This window comes from Bradyrhizobium sp. 18BD, assembly GCF_054185225.1.
In genome coordinates, this window is sequence record NZ_JAVAYL010000025.1 from 44,840 (window position 1) to 65,411 (window position 20,572).

15 protein-coding genes are annotated in these 20,572 nt (G+C 65.9%); 3 read left to right on the forward strand and 12 right to left on the reverse strand.

Annotation, left to right across the window (positions count from 1 at the left end; all coding sequences use genetic code 11):
* Positions 1 to 266 precede the first annotated feature (266 nt).
* Both RAD16_RS34335 and RAD16_RS34340 read left to right on the forward strand, forming a co-directional pair.
* Entirely contained in the window at positions 267 to 1,727 is a 1,461-nt protein-coding gene (locus tag RAD16_RS34335) for a sensor histidine kinase (RefSeq protein WP_458162277.1), read from the forward strand.
* Complete coding sequence (locus RAD16_RS34340; RefSeq protein WP_458162278.1) at positions 1,724 to 4,693, forward strand: bifunctional [glutamine synthetase] adenylyltransferase/[glutamine synthetase]-adenylyl-L-tyrosine phosphorylase; 2,970 nt, start codon at positions 1,724 to 1,726, stop codon at positions 4,691 to 4,693. The genes RAD16_RS34335 and RAD16_RS34340 overlap by 4 nt, the downstream gene beginning before the upstream one ends.
* Here RAD16_RS34340 and RAD16_RS34345 read toward each other — a convergent pair.
* From RAD16_RS34345 to RAD16_RS34365, 5 genes are read right to left on the reverse strand one after another with little or no spacing between them, the layout of a single operon-like run.
* On the reverse strand, positions 4,668 to 4,904 hold the full coding sequence (locus RAD16_RS34345; RefSeq protein WP_458162280.1) for a formate dehydrogenase subunit delta: 237 nt from the start codon (positions 4,902 to 4,904) through the stop codon (positions 4,668 to 4,670). The genes RAD16_RS34340 and RAD16_RS34345 overlap by 26 nt on opposite strands.
* Positions 4,891 to 5,721: a formate dehydrogenase accessory sulfurtransferase FdhD gene (gene fdhD, locus RAD16_RS34350; protein ID WP_458162281.1), complete on the reverse strand. Its 831-nt coding sequence runs from the start codon at positions 5,719 to 5,721 to the stop codon at positions 4,891 to 4,893. Before fdhD ends, RAD16_RS34345 begins: the two co-directional genes overlap by 14 nt.
* Before the next feature lie 4 nt (positions 5,722 to 5,725).
* On the reverse strand, positions 5,726 to 8,599 hold the full coding sequence (fdhF, locus tag RAD16_RS34355) for a formate dehydrogenase subunit alpha (RefSeq protein ID WP_458162282.1): 2,874 nt from the start codon (positions 8,597 to 8,599) through the stop codon (positions 5,726 to 5,728).
* Between the two features lie 10 nt (positions 8,600 to 8,609).
* Positions 8,610 to 10,166, reverse strand: coding sequence for a formate dehydrogenase beta subunit (locus RAD16_RS34360; protein WP_458162283.1), 1,557 nt, complete (start codon positions 10,164 to 10,166; stop codon positions 8,610 to 8,612).
* Positions 10,163 to 10,639: a formate dehydrogenase subunit gamma gene (locus RAD16_RS34365; protein ID WP_458162284.1), complete on the reverse strand. Its 477-nt coding sequence runs from the start codon at positions 10,637 to 10,639 to the stop codon at positions 10,163 to 10,165. Before RAD16_RS34365 ends, RAD16_RS34360 begins: the two co-directional genes overlap by 4 nt.
* 224 nt (positions 10,640 to 10,863) lie before the next feature.
* Here RAD16_RS34365 and RAD16_RS34370 point away from each other — a divergent pair, with 224 nt between their 5' ends.
* Positions 10,864 to 11,757 (forward strand): LysR family transcriptional regulator, encoded by an 894-nt coding sequence (locus RAD16_RS34370; RefSeq protein WP_458162285.1) that lies wholly within the window; start codon positions 10,864 to 10,866, stop codon positions 11,755 to 11,757.
* Positions 11,758 to 11,860: 103 nt separating this feature from the next.
* Here RAD16_RS34370 and RAD16_RS34375 read toward each other — a convergent pair whose 3' ends face one another.
* The 7 genes from RAD16_RS34375 to RAD16_RS34405 form a co-directional block, all read right to left on the reverse strand.
* The gene (locus RAD16_RS34375) at positions 11,861 to 14,191 is read right to left on the reverse strand and encodes a PAS domain-containing sensor histidine kinase (RefSeq protein ID WP_458162286.1); all 2,331 of its coding nucleotides are present in this window, start codon (positions 14,189 to 14,191) and stop codon (positions 11,861 to 11,863) included.
* Between the two features lie 224 nt (positions 14,192 to 14,415).
* Positions 14,416 to 15,789: a cation diffusion facilitator family transporter gene (locus RAD16_RS34380; protein ID WP_458162287.1), complete on the reverse strand. Its 1,374-nt coding sequence runs from the start codon at positions 15,787 to 15,789 to the stop codon at positions 14,416 to 14,418.
* A gap of 263 nt (positions 15,790 to 16,052) precedes the next feature.
* Positions 16,053 to 17,021 (reverse strand): zinc-binding dehydrogenase, encoded by a 969-nt coding sequence (locus RAD16_RS34385; RefSeq protein ID WP_458162288.1) that lies wholly within the window; start codon positions 17,019 to 17,021, stop codon positions 16,053 to 16,055.
* Positions 17,022 to 17,046: 25 nt separating this feature from the next.
* Positions 17,047 to 18,042, reverse strand: a complete 996-nt coding sequence (locus tag RAD16_RS34390) for an NAD(P)H-dependent flavin oxidoreductase (protein WP_458162289.1) — start codon at positions 18,040 to 18,042, stop codon at positions 17,047 to 17,049.
* A gap of 549 nt (positions 18,043 to 18,591) precedes the next feature.
* A complete protein-coding gene (locus RAD16_RS34395) occupies positions 18,592 to 19,242 on the reverse strand; it encodes a hypothetical protein (RefSeq protein WP_458162290.1) in 651 nt (216 codons plus the stop codon).
* A 44-nt stretch (positions 19,243 to 19,286) separates the two neighbouring features.
* Complete coding sequence (locus RAD16_RS34400) at positions 19,287 to 19,490, reverse strand: hypothetical protein (RefSeq protein WP_458162291.1); 204 nt, start codon at positions 19,488 to 19,490, stop codon at positions 19,287 to 19,289.
* A gap of 266 nt (positions 19,491 to 19,756) precedes the next feature.
* Positions 19,757 to 20,473, reverse strand: a complete 717-nt coding sequence (locus tag RAD16_RS34405) for a hypothetical protein (protein WP_458162292.1) — start codon at positions 20,471 to 20,473, stop codon at positions 19,757 to 19,759.
* Between the last annotated feature and the right edge of the window lie 99 nt (positions 20,474 to 20,572).

Genomic DNA, 20,572 nt, shown 5'->3' on the forward strand with positions numbered 1-20,572 from the left:
GCTTACCAGCTACCGTCACGGTTGCTTCGCTCGTGGGTTAGTTGTTCCAAAATCGACCTGTTTTGGATATGTGGCCGTCACGGATACTTTGGAAGGGAGAGCCGAGTCAACTTACCACTTTTTCGCCAGTTCCGGCCGGCGTTCGACGATTTTCAGCGAAGTCAGACGACAGCAGATGCTGTTAAGTAACTGAAATTACAGTAAAATATGAAGCGTGACGATGGTCAGTGATGGAAGACGCAACACTCAGATTGGATACATGATCCGTGACGGCATTCGGTAAACTCGTCCGCACCACGGCATTCCGGCTGACGCTGGTCTATCTGCTTCTGTTCGCGATGTTCGCGGCCTCGCTGCTCGGCTATTTCGCCTGGAATACGCGGCGGCTGATCACCGAAGAGATCACGCAGACGGTGAATGCCGAGACCTCGGAGATCTCTGAGATCTACGGCCGCGGCGGCATGTATCGCCTGGTGCGCACGATCGAGTATCGGGCGCTGCGGCCGGGCGCCAACCTCTATCTCGTGACCACGCCGACCGGGCAGGCGGTTGCCGGTAATGTCGGCTCGCTCGCCCCCGGCGTCATGGCGACGCGCGGCTGGACGGAAACGGCCTACCGGCGGATCGAGGACGCCGACGAACGCGACCATCGCGCGCTGGTGCGCGTCACCGAATTGGAAAACGGTTTCCGCCTGCTGATCGGCCGCGATCTCGACGAGCGGCGGCGCCTGTTCGGCATCGTGGCCAAGGCGGCACAATGGTCGGTCCTGATCGTCGTGGTGCTTGGCCTGGGCGGCGGCGTTTTCGTCGCGCGCAGGGTGCTGACGCGCATCGACGCGATGACCGGCACCGCGCAGCGCATCATGACCGGCGATCTCAGCGGACGCCTGCCGGTGGGGCGCAGCGGCGACGAGCTCGACCGGCTCGCGGAGAACCTCAACGCCATGCTGGAGCGGATCGAGGCGCTGATGCTGGGGCTGAAGGAGGTCTCCGACAACATCGCCCACGATCTCAAGACGCCGCTGACGCGCCTGCGCAACCGCGCCGAGGAGGCCCTGGCGAAATCGGGCACCGAGGCCGATTACCGCGCCGCGTTGGAGCGGACCATCGAGGAATCCGACGGCCTGATCCGTACCTTCAACGCGCTGCTGATGATCGCGCGCGCGGAATCCGGCCAGGCGCGCGGCAACATGGACGATTTCGACGCGGCCGATGTGGCCCAGGGCATCCACGAGCTCTACGAGCCGCTCGCCGAGGACGACGGCATGACCCTGAAGGTCAAGGCCGATCCGACGCCGATTCACGCCAACCGCGAACTGATCAGCCAGGCGCTCGCCAATCTCGTCGAGAACGCGATCAAATATGGCAAGCCGCCGCCGCAGTCCGCTGGAACCGTGGTCAGCATGGACGCGCGGCAGATCACCATCGAAGCGCGGCGCGAGGGTGACCAGGTGCTGCTCAGCGTCACCGATCGCGGTCCCGGCATCCCCGAAGGCGACCGCAAGCACGCCGTCGAACGATTTGTCCGGCTGGAGGCGAGCCGCACGCTGCCGGGCTCCGGCCTCGGCCTCAGCCTTGCCTCGGCAGTCGCGACGCTCCATGGCGGCGAATTGCGGCTGGGCGATGCCAATCCCGGGCTCGTCGCCACGCTGGCGCTGCCGGCGCGCGCGGGCGCCGGCGACAGGGTTGCTCCTCCAATACCGGATGTGCCACAGAAGGTGGCATGAACCACTCCGCGCCGGGAAACGCGGACAAGACTGGAGAGGGCCTGGCCGCGCGCTTTGCGGAGGCCCCCCATATTGCCGCTTCCGCAACCGACGAACGACGTTTTGAAAGTTGGCTGGCCGAGCTCGAGCCGGCACAATTGACTCGTCTCGAAGCGCTGCTGGCTCATCCCTTCGCGCGGGATATTCTGGCCGGAATCGCGGAATTCTCGCCTTATTTGTTCGATCTCGTGCGCGCCGATGCGCTGCGCCTGATCCGTTTGCTCGAATGCGATCCCGATCTGCATCTGCCCGCCCTGATCGCTGAGGCGAGAGACGCGGTGCTTGCCGCGGCGGATGAAGCCGAGGTGATGCGGCTGCTCCGCCGCATGAAGGCCGAGGCCGCACTGCTGACAGCGCTGTGCGACATCGGCGGGGTCTGGCCGGTGATGCGGGTGACAGCAGCGTTGACCGATGTCGCGGTGTCCTCGGTGCAGGCGGCGCTCCAGTACCAGCTGCGGCAGGAAGCCGCACGTGGCAAGATCCTGCCGCCAAATCCCGAGGCGCCCGAAGAAGGCTGCGGCCTGATCGTGCTCGCCATGGGCAAGATGGGCGCGGGCGAGCTGAACTATTCCAGCGACATCGATCTCATCGTCTTCTTCGATCCCGACAATACGACGCTCGCGCCCGACATCGAGCCGCAGCCGTTCTTCGTCCGGGTGACGCAAGGCATCGCGCGCGTCCTCCAGCAGCGCACCTATGACGGCTATGTGTTCCGCGTCGACCTGCGGCTGCGGCCCGATCCGTCGTCGACGCAGGTGGCGATCTCGCGCGACGCCGCATTGCATTACTACGAGCGGGAAGGGCGCACCTGGGAGCGCGCCGCGATGATCAAGGCGCGTGCCTGCGCCGGCGATGCCAAGGCAGGCGAAGCGCTGCTCGCCGAGATCGCGCCGTTCGTCTGGCGCAAGCATCTCGACTTCGCCGCGCTCGCCGACGTCCACGACATGAAGCGGCAGATGCAGACCTATCGCGGCCAGAGCGAGGTCGCGGTCGAAGGCCATAACGTCAAGGTCGGCCGCGGCGGCATCCGCGAGATCGAGTTCTTCGCGCAGACCCAGCAGCTCATCGCCGGCGGCCGCCATCCGGAATTGCGGGTGCGGCCGACGCTCGCCGCGCTCAACGTGCTCGCCTCCAGCAACTGGATCACCTCTGCCGCGTGCGACGAGCTGACCACCGCATACGAATTCCTGCGCCGGGTCGAGCATCGTCTCCAGATGGTCGCGGACGAGCAGACCCATGCGCTCCCCGAAGACAAGGAGGCCGTCGAGCGCTTCGCCCGCTTCTTCGGCTATCCCGACCGCGAAGCCTTCGCGCGCGACCTGCTGCGTCAGCTCGAGATCGTGCAGGGACACTACGAGAAGCTGTTCGAGGGCGACGATCCGACCGGCACGGCAAAGCTGCCGGCGCTCGACTACAGTGCGGGCCCCGACGATCCGCGCCTGCTGCAGCACCTCGCGACGCTCGGCTTCAAGAAGCCGGCCGCCGTGGCGCAGACCGTGCGCGACTGGATCACCGGCGACTACCGCGTCTTCCGCAACGAGGCGACGCGAAACGCCTTCATCGAATTCGTGCCGGCCCTGATCGACGGCCTCGCGCATGCCGAGGAGCCTGACCGCGCCGTCGTGGCGTTCGATCAATTCCTCGGAGCGCTCCAGCGCGGCGGCCGGCTAATCACGCTGCTCGGCCAGAACCGTGACCTCGTCGCGCTGGTGGCGCTCGTGCTCGGCGCGGCCCCGCGGCTCGGCGAGATGCTGGCGCGGCAGCCGCAGCTCATGGATGGCCTGATCGATCCGCGCTTCTTCGGCGCGATGCCCGACCGGCAGGAATTGTCGGCGCGGCTTGCGGCGACAGTGCAGGACGCGGCCTCCTACGAAGAATTCCTCGATCGCCTGCGGCTGTTCGGGCAGGAGAGCCTGTTCCTGATCGGCACGCGCATCCTCTCCGGCACCGTGTCGGCGCAGCAGGCGAGCACGGCCTTCGCGGACGTCGCCGAAGGCGTCGTCCACACCGTGCATGGCCTCGTCGCCGACCGCTTTGCCGCGCAGCACGGCCGCATCGAGGGGCAGGAGACCGCGATCATCGCGATGGGTCGGCTCGGCAGCCGCGAGATGACGGCCTCGTCCGATCTCGACCTGATCCTGCTCTACGATTTCGACGGCGAGAATCCGGACTCGGATGGGGCGAAGTCGCTGCAAGGCGCGCATTATTTTGCCCGCTTCACCCAGCGCCTGATCAGCGCCTTCACGACGCGCACCAATTACGGCGTGCTCTACGAGATCGACATGCGGCTGCGCCCGTCGGGGCGCGCCGGCCCCGTGGCCTCGAGCCTAGCCTCCTTCGCCGACTATCAGGCCAACGAGGCCTGGACCTGGGAGCACATGGCGCTGACGCGCGCGCGCGTCGTGTCGGCGTCAGCCGAATTCCGCGAGCGGATCGAGCGCGTCATTCGCGAGGTCCTGACCCGCCGCCGCGACCGCGCGATCATCGCCAACGACGTCGCCGACATGCGGGGCGCGATCGCGCAGGAGAAGGGCGAGACCGATCATTGGGATCTCAAATATGCCGCCGGCGGCATGATCGACATCGACTTCATCGCGCAATATCTCCAGCTCGTGCATGCCCATCACAAGCCCGAGATCCTCGACGTCAGCACGCTTCAGGTGCTGGACAACGCCGCCAAGCTCGGTGTGCTGCCGCAGTCGGAGGCGGAGATCCTGCGCGCCGCAGCGCGGCTCTATCACGATTTGACGCAGATCCTGCGACTTTGCGTCAGCGACGGCTTCAAGCCTGACACCGCCGGCACTGACCTGCTGCGCGTGATGGCCCGCGCCGGCGATGCGCCGGACTTCTCGTCGCTGGAGGCGCGCGTGAAGGAGACGCAGGGCGAGGTGCGGCGCGTATTTACGGCGTTGTTGGAAGCGAAGTAGCGGGCTTCAACGAGGTGAGGGCTTCGCGCACGTTCGGCTCGAGGCCGGCGCCGCCGGCATCGAGATGGGCGAAGATGGCCTTCTTCATCCGGGGATCCCAGAATTTCTTGATGTGGTCGGCGATCCCAGGCACGGCCTTGTCGTGGCCCTGGCTGCGGAAGAAGGTGCCGATCTGGTTGGCCATGTAGACGAGGCGGTCAGGCGACGACATCGATGATCTCCTGGGTACGAAGAGCCGTGATGCGGCCTTCGTGCGTGAACACTTCAAACCCGTCGCTGCGGGCGATTGCAATCAGCGTGATGCCGGCGGCGGCGGCGGTGCGGACCGCGAGCGCGGTGGGGGCGGAGACCGCGACCATCACAGGCGCGCCGATCGCGGCCGTCTTCTGCACCATCTCGACCGAGACGCGGCTGGTCAACAGCACCATGCCGCCGCTTGCGTCGGTGCGGCTGCGTGCGAGCGCACCGGCCAGCTTGTCGAGCGCATTGTGGCGGCCGACGTCCTCGCGCAGCGCGGCCATGCCGTTGGCCGGCGACCAGAAGGCTGCGGCGTGGACGGCGCGGGTCTGCATGTTGATCGCCTGCAGGGGCGCGATCGCCTGCATCGCGGTCATGATCTGCTGCGGCGAGAAGCTGGTCCCTTGCGGCACGATAGCGGCAGGGCGCACCGCCTCCGCGATCGAGTCGATGCCGCAGATGCCGCACCCGGTCGGCCCGGCGATGTGGCGACGGCGTTCGCTGATGCGCGCGGCGTCTTCCGAGGCCAGCCACATCCGCAGCTCGATGCCGTCGTCGAGGCGGACCACGTCGAGTGACTTGATGTCGTCGACGGACTTGATGATGCCTTCATCCAGGCTGAAGCCGACAGCGAAATCCTCGAGGTTCTGCGGCGTCCCCATCATGACGGCATAGGTGCCGCCATTATAGGTCAGCGCCAGCGGCGTCTCCTCGGGGATCAGCCGCGCGCCCTCCGACGCGACACCGTCGCGCCAGATTTCGCGGTCGATCGCCTGGACCGGCACGTGCATGCGGTTACTCCGCGGCCTCGGCCGGCGCGATGCGGCGGGAGTGCCGCGCCTGCTGGTCGTAGGACTTCTGCCAGTCGGACGGGCCGTTCGACGGCGAAATCTGCACCGCCGTGACCTTGTATTCCGGACAGTTGGTCGCCCAGTCCGAATAGTCGGTCGTGATCACGTTGGCCTGCGTATCCGGATGGTGGAACGTCGTGTAGACGACGCCCGGCGACACGCGGTCGGTGATCTCCGCGCGCAGCGTGGTCTCGCCGGCGCGGCTCGTCAGCCGCACCCAGTCGCCGTCGCGCACGCCGCGCTGCTCGGCATCGTGCGGATGGATCTCGAGCCGGTCCTCGGCGTGCCAGACCACGTTCTCGGTGCGCCGCGTCTGCGCACCGACATTGTACTGGCTGAGGATGCGGCCCGTGGTGAGCAGCAGCGGGAAGCGGGGACCGGTGCGTTCGTCGGTCGCGACATATTCGGTGACGATGAACTTGCCCTTGCCGCGGACGAAGCCGCCGATATGCATCACCGGCGTGCCTTCCGGCGCCTTCTCGTTGCAGGGCCATTGCACCGAGCCGAGCTCGTCGAGCTTGGCGTAGGAGACGCCGGTGAAGGTCGGCGTCAGCGCCGCGATCTCGTCCATGATCTCGGACGGGTGGCTGTAGTTCATCTCGAAGCCCATCGCCTTGGCGAGCGCGATCGTGACTTCCCAGTCGGCCATGCCGTTCTTCGGCGTCATCACCTTGCGGACGCGCTGGATGCGGCGCTCGGCGTTGGTGAAGGTGCCGTCCTTCTCGAGGAAGCTCGAGCCGGGCAGGAACACGTGGGCGTAGTTCGCGGTCTCGTTCAGGAAGAGGTCGTGGACGATGACGCATTCCATCGACGACAGCGCGGCGACCACGTGCGTGGTGTTGGGGTCGGACTGGAGGATGTCCTCGCCCTGCACGTAGATGCCCATGAACGTGCCTTCGATCGCGGCGTCGAACATGTTGGGAATGCGCAGGCCCGGTTCGGGATTGAGCTTGACGTTCCACAGCGCCTCGAACTGGTCGCGCACCGCATCGCCCGAGATGTGGCGATAGCCCGGCAGCTCATGCGGGAACGAGCCCATGTCGCAGGAGCCCTGCACGTTGTTCTGGCCGCGCAGCGGGTTCACGCCGACGCCGGGACGGCCGATATTGCCGGTCGCCATCGCGAGGTTGGCGATCGCGATCACGGTGGTCGAGCCCTGGCTGTGCTCGGTGACGCCGAGGCCGTAATAGATCGCGCCGTTGCCGCCGGTGGCGTAGACGCGGGCGGCTTCGCGCAGCACCTTCGGATCGACGCCGGTGAGGATAGCGGTCGCTTCCGGGCTGTGCTTGGGCTGGGCGACGAAAGCGGCCCATTCCTCGAACTCACTCCAGTCACAGCGCTCGCGCACGAAGGCTTCGTTGACGAGGCCTTCGGTGACGATGACATGCGCGAGCGCGGTCACGACCGCGACGTTGGTGCCGGGCATCAAGGGCAAATGCAGCGCCTTCACATGCGGCGATTCCACCATCTCGGTGCGGCGCGGATCGATCACGATCAGCTTGGCACCCTGGCGCAGCCGCTTCTTCAGGCGGGAAGCGAAGACGGGGTGAGCCGAGGCGGGATTTGCACCAATGATGACTGCAACGTCCGTGTGCTCGACCGAGTCGAAATCCTGGGTGCCGGCCGACGTGCCAAAAGTCTGCGACAGGCCATAGCCGGTCGGCGAGTGGCAGACGCGAGCGCAGGTGTCGACATTGTTGTTGCCGAAGCCGGCGCGGATCAGCTTCTGCACCAGATAGGTTTCTTCATTGGTGCAGCGGGACGAGGTGATGCCGCCGATGGCGTCGCGGCCATATTTCTTCTGGATGCCGCGCATCTTGGCCGCGGCGAACGAGAACGCTTCGTCCCAGGAGACTTCTTTCCAGGGATCCTCGATCCGGTCGCGGATCATCGGCTTGAGAATGCGTTCCTTGTGGTTGGTGTAGCCCCAGGCGAAGCGGCCCTTGACGCAGGAATGGCCGCGATTGGCCTTGCCGTCCTTGTACGGCACCATGCGCACGACTTCCTCGCCGCGCATTTCGGCCTTGAAGGCGCAGCCGACGCCGCAATAGGCGCAGGTGGTGACGACGGAATGCTCGGGCTGGCCGATCTCGATCACGGACTTCTCCGTCAGCGTTGCGGTCGGGCAGGCCTGCACGCAGGCGCCGCAGGAGACGCATTCCGAGCCGAGGAAACTCTCGCTCATGCCGGGCGAGACGCGGCTGTCGAAGCCGCGGCCGGAGATCGTTAGGGCGAAGGTGCCTTGCACCTCCTCGCAGGCGCGGACGCAGCGCGAGCAGACGATGCACTTGGAGGGATCGTAGGTGAAGTACGGGTTGGACTCGTCCTTCGGCATCCAGTTGTCGTTGGTGCAGCCGTCGGTCTTGGCGAAGACGTGGTTCTCGCCCTCATAGCCGTAGCGGACGTCGCGCAGGCCCACGGCGCCCGCCATGTCCTGCAATTCGCAATCGCCGTTGGCGCCGCAGGTGAGGCAGTCGAGCGGATGGTCGGAGATGTAGAGCTCCATCACGCCCTTGCGCAGCTTTTTGAGCCGCTCGGTCTGGGTGTGGACGACGATGCCGTTCGTCACAGGCGTGGTGCAGGAGGCCGGCGTGCCGGCACGGCCCTCGATCTCGACGAGGCAGAGCCGGCAGGAGCCGTAGGCGTCGACCATGTCGGTCGCGCACAGCTTCGGGATCTGGTGGCCGGCGTCCATCGCGGCGCGCATGATCGAGGTGCCCTCGGGCACCGTGACCTGGTTGCCGTCGATGGTCAGCGTGACCATCGTTTCCGATTTCGAGCGCGGCGTGCCGTAGTCGATTTCTTCGATCAGAGACATCGTCGTTCTCCTATTCCGCGGCCTGAAGCGTGGTCGGCACGGGTGCGAAATCCTCCCGGAAGTGCTTCAATGCGCTGAGCACGGGGTAGGGCGTGAAGCCGCCGAGTGCGCAGAGCGAGCCGAATTTCATGGTGTTGCAGAGGTCTTCGACGAGCGCGAGGTTTTCGGCTACCCGCTCGCCGTTGATGATCTTCTCGATGGTCTCGACGCCGCGGGTCGAGCCGATCCGGCAGGGCGTGCACTTGCCGCAGGATTCGACGGCGCAGAATTCCATCGCGAAGCGCGCCTGCCTGCGCATGTCGACGCTGTCGTCGAACACGACGATGCCGCCATGGCCGATCAGGCCGTCGCGCGCGGCGAAGGCCTCGTAGTCGAACGGCGTGTCGAACAGGGCGCGGGGGAAATAGGCGCCCAAGGGGCCGCCGACCTGCACCGCGCGAACCGGACGGCCCGTGGCCGTGCCACCGCCGATATCGTCGACGAGCTCGCCGAGCGTCACGCCGAACGCGGTCTCGAACAGCCCGCCATGGCGGATGTTGCCGGCGAGCTGGATCGGCATCGTGCCGCGCGAGCGGCCCATGCCGAAATCGGCATAGGCCTTGGCGCCTTCGGCGAGGATGAAGGGGATCGCGGCGAAGGACAGCACGTTGTTGATGACGGTCGGCTTGCCGAACAGGCCGTGATGCGCGGGCAGCGGCGGCTTGGCGCGCACGATGCCGCGGCGGCCTTCGAGGCTCTCCAGCAGCGAGGTTTCTTCGCCGCAGACATAAGCGCCGGCGCCGACGCGCACCTCGAGATCGAAGCTGTAGGTCGAGCCGCCGATCCTGTCGCCGAGATAGCCGCCACGCTTCGCCGCCTGGATCGCGGCGTTCATCGCCTCGACCGCGTGCGGATATTCGCTACGGATGTAGATGTAGCCCTTGGTGGCGCCGACAGTGATGCCTGATGTCGTCATGCCCTCGATCACCAGGAAGGGATCGCCTTCCATGATCATGCGGTCGGCGAAGGTGCCGCTGTCGCCTTCGTCGGCATTGCAGACGATGAACTTGCGGTCGGCCTTCGCCTGGGCAACCGTCTTCCACTTGATGCCGGTCGGAAAACCCGCACCGCCGCGGCCGCGCAGGCCCGAGGCAGTGACTTCGTTGAGGATCGCATCCGAGCCGAGCGAGAGTGCACGCTCAAGGCCCTTGTAACCGCCATGGGCGCGGTAGTCGTCGAGCGAGCGCGGATCGATCACGCCGCAGCGGGCGAAGGTGAGGCGGGTCTGGCGCTTCAGCCAGGGAATCTCGTCGGTCGCGCCGAGCCGCAACAGATGCGGCGTGTTGCTGGCGAGCGCATCGAGCAGGGAAGGCACATCGGTCTCGCTGACCGGACCGAACGCGATCCGGCCCTGCGGCGTTGCGACCTCGACCAGCGGCTCCAGCCAATACATGCCGCGGGAGCCGGTCCTGACGATCTCGACCTTGATGCCGCGCTTGGCCGCGGCCTGCTCCAGTGCCAGTGCAACCTCGTCGGCACCTACGGCCACGGCACCCGCGTCGCGTGAGACGAATAGACGCATACTCATCGCTGGGCCTCCGCAACCAGTGCATCGAGGCGCTTCTCGTTGAGCCGGCCGACGAGGCGGCCGTCGAGCATCGCCGACGGCGCGGTTGCGCACAGGCCGAGGCAGTAGATCGGCTCCAGCGTGACGCGATCATCCGCCGTCGTATGTCCGAGCGAAACGCCGAGCTTCGACTCGGCGCGCGCGGCCAGCGCATCGCCGCCGGCGGCCTGGCAGGCCTCCGCGCGGCACAGCTTCAGCACATGGCGGCCGGCCGGCTTGTGCCGGAAATCATGGTAGAAGGTGAACACGCCGTGCACCTCGGCGCGCGACAGATTGAGCGCCTGCGCCACCATGGGAATCGCTGCCTCCGGCACGTAGCCGAACGCCTCCTGAAGGGCGTGCAGGATGACGAGCGTCGCGCCTTCCTGCTTCGCATGTTCGGCGATGATCTCGGCGCCGCGCGTCTCGTCCCAAGGCTCGTATACCGCTGTCATTCTTCGTTCTCAGATTGAGCGTCCCTTGCTCGCAAACTATTTGGAATCGTTCGAAGATCAATAAAGCTGTCTCATGCTGCGATTGCGAATTCTGATCGATTGACGAGGCCAATAGATCGATATGAAATCGCTATCGACGCTGTTCCGCTTGCCGGTTTTTCCGTGTTGGTAAGGGCTTGCCGTGCTAGCTTGCATGCCACGAGAAATTTCGAGGGGACGTCCGGTTGATCGACAAGCTTGAACTGCTGCTGGCGCTGGCGAAGGAACGGCATTTTGGTCGCGCGGCAGAGGCTTGCGGGGTGACCCAGCCGACCATGTCGACCGGGCTGAAGCAGCTCGAGGAGATCCTCGGCGTGATGCTGGTCCAGCGCGGGTCCCGTTTCCAGGGTTTTACCCCCGAGGGCGAGCGGGCGCTGGACTGGGCGCGGCGGATCGTGGGCGATGCCCGCGCGATGCGCGACGAGATCAACGGGCTCAAGCATCAGCTCTCCGGCGAGATCCGCATTGCCGCGATCCCGACCGTGCTCGGCATGGTCGCGTCGCTGACGACGCCGTTCCGCGCGCGGCATCCCGAGGTGCGCTTCAGCATCCGCTCGACGACCTCGTCGGAGGTGCTGGGGTTGCTCGAAAATCTCGAGGTCGATGCGGGGCTGACCTATATCGAGAACGAGCCGATCGGCAAGGTGCGCACCATTCCGCTCTACAATGAGAGCTATCGCCTGCTGACTGCGCCGGACGGAATGTTCGGCGACCGCGAGACGGTGACCTGGAAGGAGGTCGGGCAGGTGCCGCTGTGCCTGCTGACGCCCGACATGCAGAACCGCCGCATCATCGATCGCGCGCTGCGCTCGGTCGGTGCGGAGGCGACGCCGACCCTGACTTCAAACTCGCTGCTGGTTCTGTTCACGCATGTGAAGACGGGACGCTGGGCGAGCGTGATGCCAGCCAAGCTCGCCGAGACGCTCGGCCTGTCCGACACGGTGCGCTCGATCCCGATCGTCGACCCCGAGGTCAATTACAGCATCGGCATGGTGATCCCGCAGCGCGATCCGATGACGCCGCTGATCGCGGCGCTGGTCAATGTCGCGCGTGAGGTCGCACCGTCGTTGCAGCTGTAGGGGCCAAAGCGTTTTCGAGCGAAGTGGTTGCCGGTTCGCGTGAAGAAAACGCGTCAAAGCAAGAACTTAGAGTTTCGATTCTGATGCAATCAGAATCGAAACTCTAGGCCGCGGCCGATATTCCGGAGGCTGCCTTGACGGCGTCGCGCGGCAGGGTCACGCGGACGACGGTGCCGACATCGATCTTCGAGCGCAGCCGCATCGAGCCGCCGTGGAGCTGCGCCAGCGAGCGGGCGATGGCGAGGCCGAGGCCGGAGCCGTGATAGGTCTTGGTGAGCTGGCTCTCGACCTGCTCGAACGGGTGGCCGAGCCGCGCCAGCGAATGCGGCGCGATGCCGATGCCGGTGTCGGCGATCATCAGCACGATCCGGTCCTCGAGCTGCCGGCTGCGCACCACGATGCGGCCGCCGTCGGGCGTGAACTTCACCGCGTTGGAGAGCAGGTTGACGATGATCTGCTTGGTGGCGCGGCGGTCGGCGACGACGGAGATCGATTTCTCGATCTCGGCATCGAGCGTCAAACTCTTGTCCTCGGCGCGGCCGGAGACGACGCGCAGCGACTCCGCAAGGGTCTGGCCGAGGTCGAGCTCTTCCATGTCGAGCTTCATGCGGCCCGCTTCGATCTTGGACATGTCGAGGATGTCGTTGATGACTTCGAGCAGGTAATGGCCGCTGTTCAGGATGTCCTGGCAGTATTCCTGGTACTTCTCGCTGCCGAGATCGCCGAACATCCCTGAGCCCATGATCTCGGAGAAGCCGATGATGGCGTTGAGCGGCGTGCGCAGCTCGTGGCTCATATTGGCGAGGAATTTCGACTTGGTCTGGTTGGCTTCCTCGGCACGGGTCTTCTCGCGCTGGTACTTTTCGGCGAGATCGGCGAGCTCGTTGGTCTGGCGCTCAAGGGCTGCCTGCGAGCGCTTCAGATCGATGACGGTGGCGCGCAGGCGCAGATCGTTGTCGACCAGCTTCTGCTCGTGCTCCTTGATCCGGGTGATGTCGGTACCAACAGAGACGTAGCCGCCGTCCTTGGTGCGGCGCTCGCTGATGTGCAGCCAGCTGCCATCGTCGAGCTGCGCCTCGAAGGTGCGCGCGCCCGGGCCCTGGATGCTGGTCTCGTTGTGGCGGGTGCGCACCTCCGGCATGCGGCCGACCTCGAGCACGGTCTCGTAGGAGGTGCCGGGGATGACGGCGCTGTCGGGCAGCTTGTGCAGGCGCTGGAAGTGCGAGTTGCAGAGCACGAGGCGGTCGCTGGCGTCCCACAGCACGAAGGCTTCCGGAATGGTCTCGATGGCGTCGCGCAGGCGAAGGTCGGCTTCGACGGTGCGCTCGGCCAGGCTCTTCTGCTCGGTGATGTCGACGGCGATGCCGATCAGGTGGACGCTGGAATCGGTCGCCCCGCGGGTCTTCTCGCAGCGGACGCGGAGCCAGATCCAGTGGCCGTCGACATGTTGCATGCGGAAGGTCTGGTCGATGTGGTCGATCTTCTCGGAGATCAACTGGTCGGCGATCTCGAACAGGTCGATGTCGTCGGACTTCACCAGCGCGTTGACCTCGCCGAACGTGAGGAGCTCGTTGCGGCCGTCGAGGCCCAGCATTGAGAACATCGACTGCGACCAGAAGATCCGGCCGCGCGACAGGTCCCAGTCCCACAGCCCGCAGCGGCCGCGGTTGAGCGCGGTGTCGATGCGGCCGCGGACGGCGTCGTTGATGAGGTCGCCCTCGCGGGCGCGGGTCGACTGCCAGTGGAAGGCGAAGCCGAGGATCAGGACGACGAAGCCGGTGGTGGCCGACAGCGTCACCGAGAGCGCGGCGTCCGAGCCCCAGATCGGCTCGTTGCGTTCCTGCAGCACGGTGACGAAGCCGGGCAGCGACTTGATCTGACGCGCGGTCGCCATCGCGGAATTGCCGTTCGGCAGCGTCATGTCGGAGATGTTGCCGTCGCGCGGCGGCGCCGCCAGCAGCTGCGCGGTGGTGATGGCATCGAGCAGGCGGTCGTTGCCGGCGGGATCGCTGTCGATCGGAATGCGGGCGAGGATGCGGCGGTCGATGCCGGCCGAGGTGACGATGACGTGGCGGCCCGTGGCCGTGCCCCAGGAGGGGATCAGGTCGGGCAGCAAGGTCGGCAGCAGCTCGATGTTCTTCTGTCGCTCGATCCGCGAGGAGGCAAGGCGGTCGATGCGTTCGGCGAGCAGATCGGCCAGCGCCGAGATGTCGTGCCGGATCACCACCCGCTTCTGGCGGGTCTGGTCGACGACCTGCACGAACGCGCCGAGGCAGATCGTGATGAGGAATGCGATGATGAGCGTCGGCACGGCACGGCGTAGCGCCGGCTCCGCGATCAGGAGCCGATGATAGGCAGGTTTCGCGATCGATTGCGCCAATCCCTTGATCGAATCGGATTGGACGCACGCGTTCGCGGCGTCTGCGCGCGCCATGCCTTCGGCCCCCTGAAAAACCAGCTTACGACGAATTTCGAAAGCAGCCCCACGTCGCTTTCGAATCACACCGATTTGAATCCAGTTTTCGCAGGCTGTCGAGAGTCAATGAATCGTTAATGCCGAATAATTCTTATCCAACGGAGACTTCGCGCTGCTGGCGTCAGCAAATCGGCGTGCGCGATGAGTCCGAAACAAGAACGTGTGACTCCGCGCACATTGTATCACGCGCGCGGCGGCTCGGCGTGACTGATGACGCGCTTTACGCTCGGGAACGCGCGACGCAGGGCGCGCTCGATCGCGTCGACGTGCTCGTGCACCTTGATCACGCTCATCGATGGCGCGGCGCGGCAGTGGAAGTTGACGATCTCGCCGGCGTCGGTGTTGCGGACGCGCACATTGTGGATGTCGTGGATCTCGCCGCCGGCGGCATATTCGGTCAGCGCGGCAGCGATGATCTGCACCCGCTCCGGCGCGGCATCGACGCCGAATGGCAATTCCGGTTCCAGCGGCTCGATATGGACGTCGACCTCGACGTCCTCGCCGAACTCCTCCTGGATGTTGCGCTCCAGCGTGTTGGCGATGTCATGGGCGGCATCGAGCCGCATCCCGGCGTCGACTTCGAGGTCGATGCTGACGATCAGCTTGGTGCCGAGATCGTGCACCGTGACATGGTGGATGGCGAGGCTCGAATTGCGCGCGATCACCATGATGCGGTCGCGCACGGTCTCGTTGTCGCGGGCGACGGGGACCGGGGTGAAGGTCAGGTCGGCATCACCGAACGCCTGGTCGAGGGCGGCCTGCGCCTTACGCTTGATGCTCTCGACGCGGTCGATCGGATAGGTCCGCGGCACCTTTGCGATCGTGTCGATGAACGTGGTCGCCCCAACCATGCGGACGCGCAGCCGCTCGACCTCGATCACGCCCGGCACGCTGCGGATCGCGGCCGTGGCCTTCTCCTGGGCGCCCTCGGGGGCACGGTCGACCAGCGTCTGCACGGTCGAGCCGGCCATGCGCAGGCCGAGCAGGGCGATCATCACCGCCACCGCCGCGGCCGCCGCCGCGTCACCCCACCAGAAGCCGAAGGCGGCGAGGATCAGGCCGACGATCACGGCGCACGAGCCCATGACGTCGGAGGCGAAATGCAGCGCGTCGGCGGCGAGCGCCTCGCTCCTGGTTTCGCGGGCGGCGCGGTGCAGGGCGCGGGCGCGCCACAGGTTCACGACGATGTCGATCACCAGCACCACGAACGGCACCGCCGAGATGGTCGGCGGCGCGGTTCCCTCGCGCAGCCGGCTATAGGACTCGACCAGGATGCCGCCGGCCAGCACGTAGAGCAGGGCGGTGACGCCGAGCGCGGAGACGCTCTCCAGCTTGCCGTGGCCGTAATGGTGCTCGTCGTCCGCCGGCTTGTCGGAGACCCGCACCACCGCCCAGGTGATGATGGTCGCGACCAGGTCGATCGAGGAGTGCAGGGCTTCGGAGATCAGCGCCAGCGAGCCGATCGCGATGCCGACCACGAATTTGGCCGCCGCCATGCCGCCGCTGGCGAGGATCGAGATAGCCGCGACCGAGGTCTTGTCGTGTTGGGAGGTCATGGCCGGGGATTTAGCAGGGCGCTCGTGAACATCAAGCGACGATCCACAGCTCTAGTCGCAAGTGAGTTGCAGGAGCGAAGCTATTGCGAATGCTTCCGAATTGAATGGTGATTTGCGTCACTGGCTCCGTCATGCCCGGGCTTGTCCCGGGCATCCACGTTCTTGATGCCGCGTGGCAAAGACGTGGATGGCCGGGTCAAGCCCGGCCGTGACGAGCGGAGAGAGCGGTGCCCGATCGCTCTTGCTTTACCGCACCCCGAGCCTCACACCGTCACCACAATCTTCCCCAGATGCTTGTTCGCCTCCATGTGCTCGAACGCCTGGTCGATCTGGTCGAACGGATAGACCTTGTCGATCGGCAGCTGCAGCTTCCGCGACTCCACCGCGCCCCAGATGTCCTTCCTGACCTCGTCGAAGATCTCGCGGACCTCCTCGATGCTGCGGGTGCGGAAGGTGACGCCGATGTAGCTGATGCGGCGGGCCGCATGGAGGTCGAAGTTGAAATCGGCATGGGTGCCGCCGAGCCGGCCGACATTGACGATGCGGCCGAGGATCTTCGTGGCCGCAAGGTTCTGGTTGGCGGCCTTGCCCGAGACCTGGTCGACGATGAGGTCGACGCCTTCGCCGTTGGTCGCCTTCAGCACCTCGTCGACCCATTTGGGATCGGAGGAATCGACCGCGAGGTCGGCGCCGTACGCCGTCAGCCGGCCGCGGCGATAGGCATCGGTCGAGGAGCCGATCACGAGCCTGGCGCCCTTGAGCTTGGCGATCTGCATCGCCATCAGGCCGACGCCGGAGCTGGCGCCCTGGATCAGCACGGCCTGGCCGGGCTGCACGCCGCCGACGGTGACGACGGCGTTGTGCATGGTCGCGAGCGCGACGGGGAGGGTGGCGGCTTCCTCGAAGTTCATGTTCGAGGGGGCGCGGAACAGCCGGCCGTGATCGGCGAGCGTATACTCGGCGAAGGCGGCGCCGCCGGATCCCATGATGCGATCGCCGACCTTCACACCCTTCGCATCAGGCCCGAGCTCGGCGACTTCGCCGGCCCATTCCATGCCGAGCACGGTGCCGACGCCGCCGGCCGCGCCATGCGCGTGGCCTTTGCGCATGCCGGTGTCGGCGCGATTGAGGCCACAGGCACGCACGCGCACCAGCACCTGCGTGCCCTTAGGCTTTGGTTGAGCGACGTCGGAAATCTGAGCGCCACCAGGGCCGTAGACGTAAGCCTTCATGAATTACTCTCGCTTCTTGAAGTGATTATTCCGCGGCTTGCGCGCTTGGTTGAGCGATCATCCCTTCGAGCCGGCTGCGAATGATGGCCTCGGCTTCGCGCACGATGCGCGAGATGAGCTCGCCGCAGCTCGGGATGTCCTGGATCAGGCCCTGCACCTGGCCGGCCGACCAGATGCCTTCGTCCGAATTGCCGGTCGCATAGACCATCTTGCCGCGGGCACCCGCAACGAGCTCGCGGATGTCCTCGAACTTGGCGCCTTCCTTCTCCATCGCGACGACCTTGGTCGAGATCTCGTTCCTGGCGACGCGCGAGGTGTTGCGCATGGTGCGGAAGATCAGCTCGGTCTCGCGCTCGTCATTGGCGACGATCTTCTCCTTGATGAGCTGGTGGATCGGGCTCTCCTTGGTCGCCATGAAACGGGTGCCCATGTTGATGCCCTCGGCCCCCAGCGCGAGCGCCGCGACGAGGCCGCGGGCGTCGGCAAAGCCGCCCGAGGCGATCATCGGGATCTTGACCTTGTTGGCGGCGGCCGGGATCAGGATCAGGCCGGGGGTGTCGTCCTCGCCGGGGTGCCCGGCGCATTCGAACCCGTCGATCGAGATGGCGTCGACCCCCATCCGCTCGGCCGAGAGCGCGTGGCGGACACTGGTGCATTTGTGCACGACCTTGACGCCGTGTTTTTTGAACTCGTCGACATGCTCCTGCGGCTTGTTGCCGGCGGTCTCGACCACCGTGATGCCGGCTTCGATGATGGCGGCGCGGTATTCGGCGTAGGGCGGCGGCTTGATCGCCGGCAGGATGGTCAGGTTGACGCCGAACGGCTTGTCGGTGAGGTCGCGGCAACGCGCGATCTCCCTGGTGAGGTCCTCCGGCGTCGGCTGGGTCAGCGCCGTGATGAAGCCGAGCGCGCCGGCATTGGCGACCGCGGCGACCAGCTCGGCCCGTCCGACCCATTGCATGCCGCCCTGGACGATCGGGTGCTCGACGCCGACGAGCTTCGTGAACCGTGTCTGCAGCATGATCTGTTTCCCCCTGGCCGGCCCGCAGGCTCTGTTATCGGTCGATGGCGGCAGGATGCCGCCCGGGTCGGGAAATGTCTATTGCGCCGCCGTGCGGTCAGGGCGGGGCGATCATGCGGGAGATGAGGGTGATTCCGCGGGACGGATAATTGATGCTCAATCCGTCATCCTGAGGCGCGAGCGCAGCGAGCCTCGAAGGACGAGCGGCCCCGCTGCAAGAGCCGGGCTGTCGCCCTTCGAGGCCTCCGCTTCGCTCCGGCACCTCAGGGCGACGGTCGAAAATGAGTGCCCGCTGCTTCAACACCGTCATTGCGAGCGCAGCGAAGCAATCCAGAATCTTTCCACGGACGGATTCTGGATTGCGTCGTCGCCAACGCAAAATTGCTTCGCAATTTTGTCGCTACGCTCCTCGCAATGACGGCGAATATGATGACGGGGGCCGTAGCCCGGATGGAGCGAAGCGCAATCCGGGGTTCGTGCAACAAACGACGTCTGCCCCGGATTTCGCTGCGCTCCATCCGGGCTACGAGGCTTCGCGGGCTGCGACGCCTACTCCGCCGACAGCCGCACCATCTGGCGGCCGCCGTTCATTTCCTTGAGGCGGTTGACGAAGTTTTCCGGGCGCTGCCAGCGGTAGGGGACCTGCAGGCCCATGAACTCGGCGATGTCGCCGATGAAGCCGGTGCAGTTGGTGGTCTCGGCATTCCAGACCGGCGAGCTCGCCTGCAATTTCTTGATGTAGGCGAACACCCGCTTGGCGTCGGCTTCGTTGAGGTACACGCGATAGCTCGCGGTCAGATATTCCGGGTCGAGATCGCCGTAGCTGGCGCCGGTCTCGGCTGGCACCCAGGTGAGGTGGCCGAGCACATAGGCCAAGGTGTCGCCGGCGGGCGTCAGGCCTGCAACCTCGACGGCGCGCTCGCTGGTCTTGCCGTACCAGACGAAGGCATGGCCCCAGCTCGCCGCCGTGCGGGCGCGGAAGTCGACGTAGTATGGACCTTTCTCCGCGCGCGCGACCGGGCGCCGCGTTGCTTGCGGCTGAGGTCGTGACGCGGTGTCGGTCGTGGCAAGCGCATTGGCATCGGCAACGCGCTTGTTCGCTTCATGGGCCGAGGCCGAGGGTGTCGTGCACGCGAGCATCGCCGCGAGCGCAAATCCCGCAAGGATGCAGGATTCCGTTCGATCAGGTCTATTCGTCACGCTATGCCCCCTCGACTGTCGGCCGCTTACGCTAGTTCTGCGCCTCAGTAGCGCGCAGCGACCGGGCCGGGCGCCTTGCCGATCGGGGCCTTACCGACCGGGCTCTTGCCAATCGGCATCTTGCCGATCGGGGCCGGCCCAGCCGGATACACCGGCACGGGCTGCCGCCGCGGCAGATCCGCAGCGTTTGCGGCCGTCACCAGAGCAAGCGTGGTGCCGAGAACAAATACAATCTTCTTCACAGTCATACCCCTAGCAGGTTTGGTCCAAACACGGCTGACCCGTGCCCCCAGACACGCCTCACAGAAGGGCGGCGGAATGCGACCAAGTTGCGGCACGCTCGCGACATGTTGGCGGCATTGATCGTGCGCGAGAGGATGTGATGTGTCTGGATGTTTCGGGGCACCGCAATGCGGTCTGTAGGATGGTTAGAGCGCAGCGAAACCCATCGGCCATTTGCATGAGAGATGATGGGTTTCGCTGCGCTCTACCCATCCTACGCGAGGTGGGCTGCTTAGCGATCGGCACGCAGCCGGAAATGCATCTCGATCTTCGCCGGTGATCCTTCGCTCGCAACGCGCCAGGGCGAAAAGCCGGGCGTTGGATCCGGATCGGAGCGAAGATCGACCGGCCAGCGTTGCGTGGGAACGCCCGGGAGCGTCAGGCTGATGGCGCGGTGGCGCGTCTTGTACATCAGCGAGGCCGAGGCAATGATCGCGCGGCGATCGCCGTCATGCGCGCGCCAGTTCGCCGGCAACAGCGGGTTGGCATATCCCTGCGCCTCCTCGACCTCGATCTTCAAATCTTCTTCGCTGTCAGGCAGCGCCATCCCGGCGGGAAGCCGGAATTCGATGTCGAGCGTCATGAAGCCATGGCTGAGATTGGGCGAGCGGATGAATTCATGCCATCCCCACCAGGCGAGGCCTGCCGCGATGAGAAGGACGGGGATCGCGAACGGAAGCGACAGCCGCGCCGTGCGGCGAGGCGCGTCATCGGAGCTTTCCGCCGTTGGCGGCGGCGCCGTGTTTCGGATCAGGCCGAAGCGCATGAACAGCCAGATGCCGGCAATCAGGCCGGCTATGCCGCCGATCGGGCCGATGTCGACGAAGGCGCCCATGGCAATGCCGCCGTCGCGATCCGGCCCCGCCAGCATGACCACCAGCGCGGCCAGGCCGGACCAGCCGGCCAGCGCACCAAGGAGGGCAGACAGGAAGCCGAGGACGAAGCGCATGTGCGATTGGTCGCAATGATGGAGATCGCGGTTCGAGATTGTCGTAGCCCGCATGAGCGAAGCGATATGCGGGGTGCTTTTGCGGAGGGGCATGCGTCC

Bases quoted from the DNA above. Each gene is read 5' to 3' on its own strand.
- RAD16_RS34405 (WP_458162292.1), bottom strand. From the start codon at position 20,473: ATGCGCTTCGTCCTCGGCTTCCTGTCTGCCCTCCTTGGTGCGCTGGCC.
- RAD16_RS34345 (WP_458162280.1), bottom strand. From the start codon at position 4,904: ATGTCGTCGCCTGACCGCCTCGTCTACATGGCCAACCAGATCGGCACC.
- RAD16_RS34340 (WP_458162278.1), top strand. From the start codon at position 1,724: ATGAACCACTCCGCGCCGGGAAACGCGGACAAGACTGGAGAGGGCCTG.
- RAD16_RS34365 (WP_458162284.1), bottom strand. From the start codon at position 10,639: ATGACAGCGGTATACGAGCCTTGGGACGAGACGCGCGGCGCCGAGATC.
- RAD16_RS34375 (WP_458162286.1), bottom strand. From the start codon at position 14,191: ATGGCGCGCGCAGACGCCGCGAACGCGTGCGTCCAATCCGATTCGATC.
- fdhF (WP_458162282.1), bottom strand. From the start codon at position 8,599: ATGTCTCTGATCGAAGAAATCGACTACGGCACGCCGCGCTCGAAATCG.
- fdhD (WP_458162281.1), bottom strand. From the start codon at position 5,721: ATGCACGTGCCGGTCCAGGCGATCGACCGCGAAATCTGGCGCGACGGT.
- RAD16_RS34385 (WP_458162288.1), bottom strand. From the start codon at position 17,021: ATGAAGGCTTACGTCTACGGCCCTGGTGGCGCTCAGATTTCCGACGTC.
- RAD16_RS34400 (WP_458162291.1), bottom strand. From the start codon at position 19,490: ATGACTGTGAAGAAGATTGTATTTGTTCTCGGCACCACGCTTGCTCTG.
- RAD16_RS34360 (WP_458162283.1), bottom strand. From the start codon at position 10,166: ATGAGTATGCGTCTATTCGTCTCACGCGACGCGGGTGCCGTGGCCGTA.
- RAD16_RS34390 (WP_458162289.1), bottom strand. From the start codon at position 18,042: ATGCTGCAGACACGGTTCACGAAGCTCGTCGGCGTCGAGCACCCGATC.
- RAD16_RS34380 (WP_458162287.1), bottom strand. From the start codon at position 15,789: ATGACCTCCCAACACGACAAGACCTCGGTCGCGGCTATCTCGATCCTC.